Below are 12,973 nucleotides of genomic sequence, written 5' to 3'. Positions count from 1 at the left end.
CAAGACCCCTGACCGCAACGGTCAGGGGTCTTGCTATGGCATCTCGCGATAGCGCGGGCTATTCGGCCGATTCAGTCGGTTCTGGAGTCGGCGTCGGGGTGTCGAAACCGCATTGCTTGGTCTCCTGCGCGACCTGGAGAGTCAGTCGGTCCTTGCCGGCGGCGTGCGCGTCTGCCACGGTGCCGGAGTAGATCGTGTTGTCCTTGGACTTCAGGTTGACGGCCGAGACCTTCTCGCACAGGTGGAAGACTTTGCCGGACTTGGTCCAATAGACGAGGTCCTTGCCGGTGATGCTCGTGACTTCATTGCTCTCGGCGGTGTACTGCTCGGTCGAGGGCGGATTCCAGTCGATCCCGACGGCCGCAGCGGCGACCATCACGATGGCGCCCAGGCCACCGGCAAGTGCCTTCTGCTGGGTCGTCATGTCCTTGTTGAGCAGGATCAGGACGATCAACGGCAAGAACGCGATGACCGTGATGATCGCACCGAGCTGGTTCTGCACGAAGAACCGGACGGTGTCTTCCTTGGATGCCGGGTCGAGCCGATTCGCCTTCTTCCACAACAGGGAACCGGCGACGGCGAACAGCCCGATCACGACTATCAGCGTGATGAGCAGCCACATCTTGATCTCGTCGGCGTTCAGGACGCCGAAGATCGCGTAGATCTCGAGACCTATCGCGACGGCCCACAAGGCGGCCGCGATGAGCCGGAACTGGGTCGACTTGCCTTTCGCCTCTGGCGTGGGTTTCCAGGTCGGTTCCGTCTGGTTGACGTCCGGCGTGCTTTCGACGCGGACGACCTTTTTCTTTGCCATGGCACTCCCAGGAGTTGAAGTCGGGATGAGCATATGACACCTGGAACGAGTATGGGGGTACGTCGCGGCCACGGGCTCAAGTCTCCGATCCGTCATCGGCTTTCGATGGCCGCATCGTCCATGTCTGATTCCCGCTAGTATGTGTCGGAGGCAGACGTCATGATTGAGATATGTTCACCGATCACGAGCGTTGTTACCGGGCCGTGCAGGCTCGCGAGGCGAGGTTCGACGGCGTCTTCTACACAGGTGTCCGAACCACGGGAATCTACTGCCGCCCCTCCTGCCCGGCCGTCACGCCCAAATCCCAGAACGTCACATTCTTCGCCACGGCTGCCGCCGCGCAGGATGCCGGTCTGCGGGCGTGTCGCCGTTGCCGCCCCGACACGACGCCAGGCTCGCCGGAATGGAACTTCCGCGCCGATGCGGTAGGTCGGGCCATGCGCCTGATCGCCGACGGGATCGTCGAGCGTCAAGGCGTCGAGGGGCTGGCCGATCGTCTCGGCTACAGCCAGCGGCATGTGAGTCGCATGTTGGCTCAGGAGGTAGGGGCCGGACCTCTCGCGATCGCTCGAAGCAATCGCGCGCAGGCCGCGCGGATCCTGATCGAGACGACAGCGCTGCCGATGTCCGATATCGCCTTCGCGGCGGGGTTCGCCTCGATTCGCCAGTTCAACGACTCCGTCCGCCAGGCCTACGCCTTGACGCCCACGCAGATGCGCGGGCGACGGGGCACGCCGACAGGTCGCCTGACGTTGCGTCTTGCGGTACGCCAGCCATTTCATGCCGATGGTCTGCTGGAATTCCTGGGAGGCCGGGCCATCACGGGGGTCGAACGTGTCGAGGGGCGGACGTACGCCCGCGTCGTGCGACTGCCGCACGGTCTCGGCGTCGTACAGCTGACCCTTCACGATGATCATGTCGATTGCGAACTCGAGCTGGCCGATCTGCGCGACACCGCGGTAGCGGTGCAGCGTTCGCGCCGGCTGCTCGATCTCGATACCGATCCGATCGCTATCGGCGATGTGTTGTCGGCCGATCCCGTGTTGGAGCCGCTGGTCGCTGCTGCGCCGGGCCTGCGCTTGCCGAGCCAGATGGACGGATTCGAAGTCGCGGTGCGGGCCATCGTCGGCCAGCAGGTGTCGGTGGCCGGAGCACGGACGATCCTCGGACGGTTCGCCCAGACGTATGGCGAACCGGTGGCGTTCGATCTGGCTTCGGCGCACGGTCTGACCCACGCTTTCGCGACCGCGGGTGCGCTTGCGGATGCCGAAGAGACTGCGCTCAGCATGCCTCGGTCACGCGCACGGGCCCTGATCGGCGTCGCCCGTGCGTCAGCCGATGGCTCGCTCGAGCTCGACCCGGGCTCTGACCGCGACGAGGCCCGAGCTGCTCTGGTCGCGATGCCCGGCATCGGGCCGTGGACGGCCGACTACATCTGCATGCGGGCCCTGGCGCACCCCGACGTCATGCTCGAGACCGATCTGATCATCCGCCGTATGCTGCTGCGTCACGGGATCGACCCAGCACGGACCGAACGATGGAAGCCGTGGCGTTCCTACGCCGCGATGTACCTGTGGCGCGCGAGCGTCGACGACGAGAGGACGCAGTGATGGCTACACGCTGGATTGATTCACCGATCGGAGGACTGCGGTTGCACTCTTCTGCGAGCCTGCTGACCGCGATCGATTTCGGAGCGGCGCCTCGTGGGCAGAGGACGACCGACTCGCTCCTCGACGACGTCGAGCAGCAGCTCGCCGAATACTTTTCGGGTGCGCGCACCGATTTCGACCTGCCTCTGGCCAATGACGGCACACAGTTCCAGCAGAAGGTCTGGGGCGAGCTGCGAAGGATCCCCTATGGTGAGACCGCGAGTTACGGCGATATCGCCCGGCGCCTCGGCTACGAACCGGTGGTGTCTCGTGCGGTCGGGGCGGCCAATGGGGCCAATCCCATCCCGATCATCGTGCCGTGCCACCGGGTCATCGGCTCCGACGGCACGTTGACCGGTTACGCGGGCGGACTCGAGCGCAAGAAGACACTTCTCGACCTGGAGATCCCGGGTCTCTTCTGACGCTCATGAGTCGCGTATTCACTGCCCGCGAGTCACCTGGTGACGTCCCGCGAGAACGGCCCGGCCTGTACGCGTGAGCCAGTGACTCGCGGTAGGTAACTCAGTGGCTCGCGAACGGGGTGTGGATAACGGTTCGACGGGCTCTGAGTGGCCGGGTGAAGGTTTGGCCATGTCATTTTCACCGAAGTTCGTTCACACGACAGCCGAACTCGAAGCCTGTTGGCGCGAGCTGATCGAGCCATTGGGCTTTGCCAGTCGTCAGCTCTTCGCGATCGTGATCGACGGCCAGGGCGAGGTCTTCCCGCACGTCATCAACATCGCCGAGTGTCCGGCCGTTCCAGAACAGGTCATGGTCGCCAACCTCGCCGAAATCCTGCGAGACGTCAGCCGGGCGACTGAATCGGATGCAACATGTGCGGTGCTGTGGGCACGTCCGACATCTGGCGGCACCCGACAGACGGACCTGGTCTGGGCACGTATGTTGACCGCCGAGCTGACGCGGGTCGGTCTCGGGCGATGGCCGATCCATGTCGCCGACGACTCCGTCATGAGAGTCGTGGCGCCGGACGATCTTGCGGCCTAGACAATCCGGCTCAGGACGAGCGGCGCAGGCTCTGCGAGAGGCGCTCGGCCGCTGCGACGACGGCGGGAGCGTGCATGCGTCCGGGCTGGCGGGTCAGCCGTTCCAGAGGACCGGACACCGACACCGCGGCGACGACTTTGCCGGACGGCGATCGGACGGGCGCTGACACTGAGCCGACGCCGTTCTCGCGCTCGCCGACGCTCTGCGCCCAGCCGCGGCGTCGCACGGCCGACAGTTCTGCTGCCGAGAAGGTCGCCTTGAGCAGGCCCTTGTTCATCCGTTCGGGGTCTTCCCAAGACAGCAGCACCTGGGCGGCGGAGCCGGCCGCCATCGTGAGCTGTCCGCCGACGGGAATCGAATCCCTCAGGCCAGTCGGCCGGTCGGCGGCCGCGACGCATACCCGGAAGTCACCTTGGCGGCGGAACAACTGGGCCGACTCGCCGGTGATATCGCGCAAGCGGGCCAGGACCGGGCCGGCAGCCGCCAAGAGTCGGTCCTCGCCGGCCGCTGCTGCCAGCTCCCCGAGTCGGGGACCCAGGATGAAGCGTCCTTGCATGTCACGGGCGACGAGCCGATGATGTTCAAGGGCGACGGCGAGACGGTGCGCGGTCGGGCGGGCGAGTCCCGTACTTGCCACCAGACCGGCCAGTGTCGCCGGGCCGGGTTCGAGGGCTGCGAGCACCATGGCGGCTTTGTCGAGAACGCCGACTCCGCTAGAGTTGTCCATGTCTTGATACTGCCGTATCGAATAGTGAGACGCAAGTATCTGGGACAGCCACCACAGTCCTGCACCAGCAGGGGAGTCGAGGAGAGCATCATGGGCAAGACTCTTGCCGAGAAGATCTGGGAAGAACACGTCGTTCGCCGTCACGAGGGCGAGCCTGACCTTCTCTACATCGATCTCCACCTCATTCACGAGGTCACCAGCCCGCAGGCCTTCGACGGCCTGCGTCTGTCGGGTCGCACCGTGCGTCGTCCCGACCTGACGCTTGCGACCGAGGATCACAACATCCCCACGACCGATCTCGACAAGCCGATCGCCGACTTGGTCTCGCGTACGCAGGTCGAAACGCTGCGCAAGAACTGCAAAGAATTCGGCGTCAGGCTGCACCCCATGGGTGACATCGACCAGGGCATCGTCCACGTTGTCGGCCCGCAGCTCGGACTGACCCAGCCCGGCATGACGATCGTCTGCGGTGACTCGCACACCTCGACGCACGGTGCGTTCGGTTCGATCGCGTTCGGCATCGGCACCTCTGAGGTCGAGCATGTTCTCGCCACCCAGTCGCTCTCGCAGGCCAAGCCCAAGATGATGGCCGTCGAGGTCGTCGGCGACCTTCCCGTCGGCTCGACCGCCAAGGACCTGATCCTCGCGCTCATCACGCAGGAGACGACCGGCGGCGGCCAGGGCTACATCGTGGAGTACCGCGGCGACGCGATCCGCGCGCTGTCGATGGAAGCCCGCATGACGATCTGCAATATGTCGATCGAGTGGGGCGCCAAGGCCGGGCTCATCGCTCCGGACCAGACGACGTACGACTACCTCAAAGGCCGCCCGAGCGCGCCGACCGGCGCCGACTGGGATGCCGCCGTAGCGCACTGGGACAGCCTGGTCACCGACGACGACGCCGAGTTCGACAAGGTCATCACGATCGACGCCTCCACGATCACGCCATTCGTCACGTGGGGCACCAATCCCGGCCAGGGCGTGCCGCTGTCGGGCAACGTGCCCGACCCGGCGTCGTTCGAGGACGACAACGAGCGCATCGCCGCCGAGAACGCCCTGCGTTACATGGGCCTCGAGGCCGGCACGCCGATGAAGGACATCAAGGTGGACACGGTGTTCATCGGCTCGTGCACCAACGGTCGCATCGAGGACCTCCGCGTCGCAGCTTCACTGATCGAGGGACACAAGGTCGCCGACGACACCCGCATCCTGGTCGTGCCCGGGTCCGTTCGCGTCCGTCTGCAGGCCGAACAGGAAGGCCTCGACGTGATCTTCAAGGACGCCGGTGCCGAGTGGCGCGGAGCAGGCTGCTCGATGTGCCTCGGCATGAACCCCGACCAGCTCGCCGTCGGTGAGCGCAGCGCCTCGACGTCCAACCGCAACTTCGAGGGACGCCAAGGCAAGGGTGGCCGTACGCACCTCGTCTCGCCCGATGTCGCCGTCGCAACCGGAATCCTCGGACACCTCGCCGGTCCCGCCGACCTGGCCGAGCTCGAGAAGGCAGGAGCCTGACATGGACAAGTTCTCTACGCACACAGGTGTCGGCGCGCCGTTACGTCGCAGCAACGTCGACACCGACCAGATCATCCCGGCCGTCTGGCTGAAGAAGGTCACCCGTGACGGCTTCGAAGAGGGACTCTTCTCGGCTTGGCGCAATGATCCCGAGTTCGTCTTGAACAAGGATGCCTACAAGAACGCCACGGTTCTGGTCGCCGGCCCCGACTTCGGTACGGGCTCCTCGCGTGAGCATGCCGTGTGGGCCCTGCAGAACTACGGCTTCAAGGTCGTCATCTCGCCCCGCTTCGGTGACATCTTCCGTGGCAACTCCGGCAAGGCGGGGCTGCTCGCCGCGCAGGTCGACGAGAAGGTCGTCCAGCGGCTGTGGGACTACCTCGACGAGAACCCCGGAGCGTCCATCACGATCGACCTCGAGACTCGTACGGTCAAGGCCGGCGAAGGGATCGACGCGATCGAGGATTCCTTCACGATCGACGACTACACCCGTTGGCGCCTCCTTGAGGGCCTCGACGATGTCGGCATCACGCTGAGCCACGAAGAAGACATCGAGAAGTACGAAGCGAAGCGCCCGTCGTACAAACCCGCCACCCTCTGACCCCACGCTCATGAGTCACTGAATTACATGTTGCGAGTCACTTACACACACCTTGTGTGTGACCCGGTGACTCGCGGGTGGTGACTCAGTGACTCATGAGCGTTATCGCCAAATTTTGAGGGACGTCACGGCTTCGCCGGACATCTCCAGGAAGACTCTCTGGCCGACTCGTAGATGGCGGATATGGTCGGCCAAGGTCTCGGCGGTGTAGTCCAATTGCTCACCCTGGTCGGTCAGGACGTGACCTGACCGGGTGGTTTCGTCGAAGCTCGCCACGGTGCCCTGCATGTTATTCAGCCTAGTGGAGGAGGCGTTGGATTAGGCTCGACCTCATGGAGCGTCGCCACTTCCCACGGACTCTGCGGGTCATCGTGTTCTTCCTGCGGCCAGTTCTGCAACTGGTGACCAAACGTGATTGGCAAGGACAGGACAAGCTGCCCAGCGGCGGTTACGTTCTCGCGCCCAACCACAACTCTCATCTCGACCCGTTTCTGATCTCGCACTTCATGGTCGATCAGGGGATCCCGCCGAAGTTCCTGGCCAAGAACAGTCTGATGAATGTGGCGGTGCTCGGGCGAATCCTTCGCAACGCCGAACAGATCCCGGTGTATCGCAACAGCGCGACGGCTGCCGATTCGCTCGTGGCGGCGATCGCATCGGTCGAAGCCGGCAATGTCGTCTCGATATATCCCGAGGGCACGTTGACCCGCGATCCCGCCGGCTGGCCCATGAGCGGACGAACCGGCGCGGTGCGGGTCGCACTCGCCACAGGCAAGCCACTGGTACCCATGATGCAGACCGGTGCCCAGGAGATCCTGTGGCCCTATACCAAGCGCCTACGGCTTTTCCCGCGCAAGACGATCCATGTGCGCATCGGCGACCCCATCGACCTGTCAGACTTCGAGGGCCAGCAGGTCACCGAACAGCTGCTGCGCGATGCCACAGATCGCCTGATGGACACCTTGACTGAGATGATGGCCGCAGTACGGGGAGAAGTGCCCACGACACCTCGCATCGATGTACACACTTTGAGCAAGTCGAACCGTACTTACAAACACTGACCACCAAGAGATCGGATTCGTGAATGGCGCAGACAGCCGTGATGGGAGCAGGGTCATGGGGAACCGCCTTCGCGATGGTGCTGGCCGACGCCGGCAATGACGTGAGCTTGTGGGGCCGTCGCCCCGAACTGTGCGAGACGATCAACGACAAGCACGAGAACCCGGACTATCTGCCAGGCATCGAGCTTCCGGCAGCCATATCAGCCACGACCGATCCGGCTCAGGCGCTCGCCGACGCTGAGATCGTGGTCCTGGCGATCCCGTCCCAGCAGCTGCGTTCCAACCTGGAGGCCTGGGCCGCACACATACCGCCCGGTGCGATCCTGGTCAGCCTGATGAAGGGCATCGAACTCGGGACGCATCTGCGCATGAGCGAGGTCATCGCCGAGCTGACCGGTGCCGGTCCAGACCGCATCGCGGTCGTGTCGGGCCCCAACCTGGCCCGAGAGATCGCCAATCGGGAACCGGCCGCCAGCGTCGTCGCCTGCGCCGACCAGGGCGTCGCCGAACGCCTGCAGAAGCTGTGCCACTCGCCGGCGTTCCGGCCCTACTCGACGACAGATGTCATCGGTTGCGAGTTGGCGGGCACTGCGAAGAACATCATCGGGCTGGCCGTCGGCGTCTGCGTCGGTCTCGGTTTCGGCGACAACACCAAGGCCTCGGTCATCACTCGGGGCCTGGCCGAGACCGCGCGTCTCGGTGTCGCGATCGGCGCTGATCCCGTGACGTTCATGGGACTGGCGGGTATGGGCGATTTGGTCGCCACCTGCTCATCACCGTTGTCACGCAACCGGACGTTCGGCGAGAAGCTCGGCACCGGTATGAGCGTCGAGGAGATCATGGGTCAGACCCGCCAGATCGCCGAGGGCGTCAAATCATGTCAGTCGGTCAGCGAGCTGGCCAAGCTGAACGGCGTCGAGATGCCACTTGTCGAACACGTCGCAGCGCTGGTCGCCGGCGAGATGACCCCCGATGAGCTCGTACGCCGTCTGATCTCGCGTCAGGCCAAGCCCGAAACCTCGTAGACCGAAACGGCCGCGAGCTATTGGGGCAGGACGGTCTGGATGTCCTGCCACAGATCTTCGACGTCTTCGATGCCGACGGAGAACCGGATCAGAGCCTCAGGCACCGTCTCGGGCTCGCCGCTGTGCCGTCGGCGGCGCTCCCAGGTCGACTCGACGCCGCCGAGGCTCGTCGCATATGTGATGACGTCGCTCTGCTCGGTCATCTTCTGGGCAACTGTGGCGCCACCCGCAGGCTCGAACGCGATGATCGTCCCGAAGCCCGGATAGCGGCTGTAGACGACTCGAGGTGACGCGCTGAGTCGTCGGTGCAACTCACGGGCGTTGGCCTCGGCCCGGTCGAGACGGACATGCAGGGTGCGGATACCGCGCACAGCGAGCCAGGTCTCCATCGCGCCGGGGATCGCGCCCAGCGAGACGCGACGGCCCTGCAGCGCGTCGAAGGCGCGATCGTCGTTCGTTACGACGGCACCGAGGATCACATCGCTGTGCCCGGACAGCAACTTGGAGGCCGAATGCACGACGAAGTCGGCCCCGAGATCGAGGGGACGCTGCCGCAGCGGGGTGGCGAATGTGTTGTCGACCGCGACTGCGGCACCCGCCCGAGTGGCCGCCGTGGCGATGGCCTCGATATCGGCGATCTCAAGCGACGGATTGGTCGGCGATTCGATCCAGACCAGCGCCGCGCCTTCACATGCTGCGACGACCTGTGGCGTGTTGTCGATGTCGACGAGACGAAGCTCGATCAGCCCACGTCGCTGCCGTTCTACGAGTTGGGCGATCGTGCCGTAATAGGCGTGGCGCGGAGCCACGACGGCGGCACGAGTGGGAACCAGGTCGAATACTGCTGTCGTGGCGGCGATCCCGGAGGCGAATGCCAGAGCCCGGCCACCTTCGAGTGCGCCAAGGACGGTCTCGAAAGATTCCCACGTGGGGTTGCCGTGCCGCCCGTACTCCGAATCGCCGCCGGGCACCAAGGCGCTGGCCATCGTGATCGGAGCATTGAGCGGTCCACCCGGGATCCGGTTCGGCCGACCCGCGCCGACCGCAAGGGTCGAGAGCGAGAGATCGTGTCGATGCATGAATTCCATCATGCCTTGCCGATGCCAGCGTTGCTTGTCGCGGTGGGCAAAATCTCACCCATCACGCGCCGTCGAGCGAGGCCAGCTTCCCGGAGATTCCACCGGCGGCACGCAGGGCTGCGCCTTCGTCGTACGACGTCGTGGCCGAGGTGCCGAAGTAGCGCTGTGCCTCGGCGATCGCGTCGAGCAGGATCTGGGCGGGATCGACGTCGGGCCACAGGTACAGGGCCATAGCACCCGGGATGCTGTTGACCTCGTTGATGTACACCTCTTCGCCGTCGGACAGCAGATCGACGCGCAGGACGCCGCGCAGACCGGTCAGCTGGGCCACATGCTCGGCGAGTTCGGCGAGCCGGTTCGCGAGCGCCTCAGAGATCTGGGCCGGCATCTCACGGGGGGCATTCGACAGTCCGCTGGTCTGGATGTACTTCTCTGCGAAGGAGTAGATGCCGTCGCCGGGGCGCAATGGACGCTCGACCAGCGAGGTCGCGAACTCGGGGTAGGTGCGGCACGAGATGTTCAGATCGAACAGATCGGGCCGGTAGGGCTCGACGACGGCCCCCGAACGCAGATGGGGGCTCACACCCAGCAACGACAAAGCCGTCGCGTGATCCGGAACGATCTCGATACCGATACTCGAACCGCCGAATCGCGGTTTGACGATGTAGGGACCCTCGAAGGTCGGAGGCACCGGGCCCAGGTGCTCGCGGGCCAAGGACGGCAAACCTGCGCTCGTCATGACGGCGCCGAACGCCAGCTTGTCCATGCCGAGCGCCGCTGCGGCCATAGTGCCTCCGGTGGAGGGGACGCCGAGCAGTTCGAACAGCGCCTGTGCGCCGCCGCCTTCACCGGCACCGCCGTGCAGGCAGTTGAGCACCGTGCCGAGCTCGACGCTCTTGGTCCGCAGTCCCTGTTTGGCCGTGATGCCGGGATTGGCGCCCAGCGAGATCGTGAGGGGAGTCGACTTGTCGGGGGCGCCGGCCAGGTAGTCGCGGGCCTCGGTGTTGGCCGGCACGAGGTGCCACTGTCCGCCTCGCGCCCAGTAGATGCACTGGACGTTGTGACCGGCTCGTGAGAGAAGGCGTTCGCTCTGCAGACCGGTGAGGATGCTCACGTCGTGCTCCGGCGAAGGGCCACCGAACAGGACTGTGACGAGTTCAGGCATGTGGAGAGTGCACCTTTGCTTGGGGGATGGGGGTCGCTGTGACGACTTTACGGATAGTGGTCGGGCAAGTCATTCTCATAGACGACCACGTCGCCCGCGCGTACCTGCGGCATGACAGCGGCCGTGGCCGATGTCCGGTCGGGGAAGGTGAGGAACTGCTGACCCGCGCCCGACACGAGCGCCGTGCGGTTCGTGAGGCCCGTCACGACAAGCGTCGTGCCGGGCTGAGCGGTGGCGTCCTGCGCCAGCGCACGGTTGCTCGCGACCTGGGTGCTGCCCAGCTCGATCATGCCTGGTGTGATGACGAAGATCTGACCGCCTTCTGCGACGGCGGCGCGCGCTGCCCGGATCGCTGCGGCCGCGCCGACAGGATTTGCGTTGTAGGTGTCGTCGATGATCGTGACGCCATCGGCCGTGACCTGGACCTCGGCCCGGTTCGATGCGATGGGCAATTGGGTCAGGCGCGCTGCCACCGCGTCGATCGAGACGTCGAGACCCACGACGATGCCGGCGGCGATCGCAAGATTGATCGGGTGACCGCCGAGCGGCGCGGGAAGGCCCGTGACCTCGTCGCCGTCGACGACAAGCGTCCAGCGCCCGCCGGCCTCCAACACGTGCACGCGGGCGTCTGAGCCGGCAACAGTCGAGCAGCGCACGACGGTCTTCGAACCCGCGAGTGCGCGAGCCAGGTCGTCGAGTTCGGGCACATCGATGTTGAGCACCACAACATCGGCACCCTCAGTGATCTCGGACTTCGCGGCGACGATCGTCTCGCGGTTCTTCATCCGTTCGAGGTGGGCTTCACCGATCGTGGTGATGGCCGCGACGCGCGGTGTGAAGATGCTCGCGAGCTTGCGGATCTCACCCGGGCCATATGTGCCCATTTCGGCGATGAACACATCCGTGCCGGGTGTCAGGCGATCGTTGACTGCCTTCGACAGGCCCATCAGATTGTTGAAGCTGGCCGGACTCGCGACGGTCGTCCGTGCGGCCGACAGCAAGTGCGCCGCATAGGCCTTGGTCGACGTCTTGCCGTACGAACCCGTGATCGCGACGATATCGGGACGGACGCGGGCGAGCTTGTCCTTGGCTTCGTGGACGAACTTCTGCGAGAGCCTGGCCTCGACGGGGCGCAGCGCGAACAGCGAGATCTCCACCGGCAGCCACATCAACGGAGCGAGGATCGCGGCCCACCTGCCCGGTTCGTCGAGCAACAAGGTCAGCGCCAACAACACGACCTGGACAACGACCGTGACGATCGCGACCCGGCGCAGACGGGGGGTGAAGACCAGCCGACTCGTTGTCGGGCGTACGCCCAGGCCCACGGGCCACACGCACATGACGGCCACGGCGACGGCGGACAACCAGGTTGTCGCCCACCCGGCGATGACACAAGCGACGGCGAATGCGAAGACGGCGAGGTTGATCGGTTTGACCCGGCACCACAGTTGAGCGATCGCCAGGACACGGCCCGGTTCGTAGTGCTCGCGCTGGGCGACCCGCCACCAGCGCATATTCGCCAGAACCGCGAGGACGATCAGCAGCGCGTAGGTCACCGCATCGGCGGCATTCATGAGGCAGTCCCGTCATTGCTGGGCATCAAGAGATCGAGAGCGTCGTTGATCGATTCGGTGAGTGCCGCGTCGATCAGGTGGGCCGAACCGCCCACGACAGTCAGTTCGGCGGTGGGGCCGATCAGTTCACGGGCCCGGGTGGCCATTTCGACGGGCGCTGCGGTGTCGTGTTCGCCCCACACCATCTGAGTCGGCACTCCCAGCTCGCCCATGCGGGTGAGCTGTTCGCGGTAGTCCTCGTTGACGGCATTGATCAAGATGCCGCGCAGCACTCCGGTCGCCGCTTTGTAGTCGGCCGATCCGTACTGCTGGCGCAGTTTCTCCATGCGATCGTCGCTGAACACACCTCGCTTGTTGAGCCAACGGGCGGTGCGGTACTTCAACGCCGGTTTGCTGGCCGGGGCCGCAGTGCGCAGCAGAGGTACGCCGGTCAGCAGCACTCCGTGGAGCAACCCGGGATGACGGGCGGCGACCTGTACCGCGACGCGCCCACCGAAGGAATGGCCGACCAAGACGGGTCGGGAGTACTGGGCCAGGACCGGAGCCAGCGCGTCGGCGTAGTCAGCGGTCGTCCACGCGGTGTCGGGGGCCGGGCTGGCACCGAATCCGGGCAGGTCTACGGCCAAGGCGTCGCGACGGGGGAGGACGGTCGACCAGTCATGGCGTGAGCGGCCCCAACCGTGTAGGGCGATGATCGACGGCTCGCCGTCACCGTAGCGATCGGCCCAGATTCGTCCGTCCGCGAGGGAGGTCAGCACCCG

At 65.3% G+C, this 12,973-nt stretch carries 14 protein-coding genes; 7 read left to right on the top strand and 7 right to left on the bottom strand.

The genetic code is table 11. The features are described 5' to 3' along the window. Positions 1–58: 58 nt before the first annotated feature. Positions 59–814 (bottom strand): hypothetical protein, encoded by a 756-nt coding sequence (locus ACXJKC_RS08780; RefSeq protein ID WP_456696322.1) that lies wholly within the window; start codon positions 812–814, stop codon positions 59–61. A gap of 170 nt (positions 815–984) precedes the next feature. On the opposite strand from ACXJKC_RS08780, the gene ACXJKC_RS08775 reads away from it, so the two are divergent. The 3 genes from ACXJKC_RS08775 to ACXJKC_RS08765 all read left to right on the top strand — a co-directional run bounded on the left by ACXJKC_RS08775 (position 985) and on the right by ACXJKC_RS08765 (position 3,468). After that, positions 985–2,424: an AlkA N-terminal domain-containing protein gene (locus tag ACXJKC_RS08775; RefSeq protein ID WP_456696321.1), complete on the top strand. Its 1,440-nt coding sequence runs from the start codon at positions 985–987 to the stop codon at positions 2,422–2,424. After that, positions 2,424–2,885, top strand: a complete 462-nt coding sequence (locus ACXJKC_RS08770; protein ID WP_456696320.1) for a methylated-DNA--[protein]-cysteine S-methyltransferase — start codon at positions 2,424–2,426, stop codon at positions 2,883–2,885. Before ACXJKC_RS08775 ends, ACXJKC_RS08770 begins: the two co-directional genes overlap by 1 nt. A 169-nt stretch (positions 2,886–3,054) precedes the next feature. After that, complete coding sequence (locus ACXJKC_RS08765) at positions 3,055–3,468, top strand: hypothetical protein (RefSeq protein WP_456696319.1); 414 nt, start codon at positions 3,055–3,057, stop codon at positions 3,466–3,468. Between the two features lie 10 nt (positions 3,469–3,478). On the opposite strand, the gene ACXJKC_RS08760 is transcribed toward ACXJKC_RS08765, so the two are convergent. After that, the gene (locus ACXJKC_RS08760) at positions 3,479–4,195 is read right to left on the bottom strand and encodes an IclR family transcriptional regulator (RefSeq protein WP_456696318.1); all 717 of its coding nucleotides are present in this window, start codon (positions 4,193–4,195) and stop codon (positions 3,479–3,481) included. Between the two features lie 90 nt (positions 4,196–4,285). Here ACXJKC_RS08760 and leuC point away from each other — a divergent pair, with 90 nt between their 5' ends. Both leuC and leuD read left to right on the top strand, forming a co-directional pair. Next, positions 4,286–5,707 carry a 3-isopropylmalate dehydratase large subunit gene (gene leuC, locus ACXJKC_RS08755; protein ID WP_456696317.1) on the top strand — a complete coding sequence of 474 codons (1,422 nt, stop codon included), beginning with the start codon at positions 4,286–4,288 and terminating at the stop codon, positions 5,705–5,707. Between the two features lies 1 nt (position 5,708). Continuing rightward, positions 5,709–6,308 (top strand): 3-isopropylmalate dehydratase small subunit, encoded by a 600-nt coding sequence (leuD, locus tag ACXJKC_RS08750; RefSeq protein ID WP_456696316.1) that lies wholly within the window; start codon positions 5,709–5,711, stop codon positions 6,306–6,308. A 102-nt stretch (positions 6,309–6,410) separates the two neighbouring features. Here the strand turns inward: leuD and ACXJKC_RS08745 are convergent, their stop codons facing one another. Beyond that, a complete protein-coding gene (locus ACXJKC_RS08745) occupies positions 6,411–6,596 on the bottom strand; it encodes a hypothetical protein (RefSeq protein WP_456696315.1) in 186 nt (61 codons plus the stop codon). Between the two features lie 44 nt (positions 6,597–6,640). Between ACXJKC_RS08745 and ACXJKC_RS08740 the strand changes: the two genes are divergently transcribed. Together ACXJKC_RS08740 and ACXJKC_RS08735 are read left to right on the top strand one after the other, a co-directional pair. After that, complete coding sequence (locus ACXJKC_RS08740; protein ID WP_456696314.1) at positions 6,641–7,369, top strand: lysophospholipid acyltransferase family protein; 729 nt, start codon at positions 6,641–6,643, stop codon at positions 7,367–7,369. A gap of 23 nt (positions 7,370–7,392) precedes the next feature. After that, the gene (locus tag ACXJKC_RS08735) at positions 7,393–8,394 is read left to right on the top strand and encodes an NAD(P)H-dependent glycerol-3-phosphate dehydrogenase (RefSeq protein ID WP_456696313.1); all 1,002 of its coding nucleotides are present in this window, start codon (positions 7,393–7,395) and stop codon (positions 8,392–8,394) included. 17 nt (positions 8,395–8,411) lie between these two features. Here the strand turns inward: ACXJKC_RS08735 and ACXJKC_RS08730 are convergent, their stop codons facing one another. From ACXJKC_RS08730 to ACXJKC_RS08715, 4 genes are all read right to left on the bottom strand, one after another. Continuing rightward, entirely contained in the window at positions 8,412–9,473 is a 1,062-nt protein-coding gene (locus ACXJKC_RS08730; RefSeq protein ID WP_456696312.1) for a trans-sulfuration enzyme family protein, read from the bottom strand. 61 nt (positions 9,474–9,534) lie between these two features. Further along, a complete protein-coding gene (locus tag ACXJKC_RS08725; RefSeq protein ID WP_456696311.1) occupies positions 9,535–10,638 on the bottom strand; it encodes a hypothetical protein in 1,104 nt (367 codons plus the stop codon). Positions 10,639–10,685: 47 nt separating this feature from the next. Further along, complete coding sequence (locus ACXJKC_RS08720) at positions 10,686–12,212, bottom strand: Mur ligase family protein (RefSeq protein WP_456696310.1); 1,527 nt, start codon at positions 12,210–12,212, stop codon at positions 10,686–10,688. Next, the gene (locus tag ACXJKC_RS08715) at positions 12,209–12,970 is read right to left on the bottom strand and encodes an alpha/beta fold hydrolase (RefSeq protein ID WP_456696309.1); all 762 of its coding nucleotides are present in this window, start codon (positions 12,968–12,970) and stop codon (positions 12,209–12,211) included. Before ACXJKC_RS08715 ends, ACXJKC_RS08720 begins: the two co-directional genes overlap by 4 nt. Positions 12,971–12,973: the final 3 nt, after the last annotated feature.

Source organism: Aeromicrobium sp. P5_D10, from assembly GCF_054049535.1.
The sequence above is the reverse complement of the archived record's forward strand: the minus strand, read 5'-3'. Positions and strand labels throughout refer to the sequence as shown.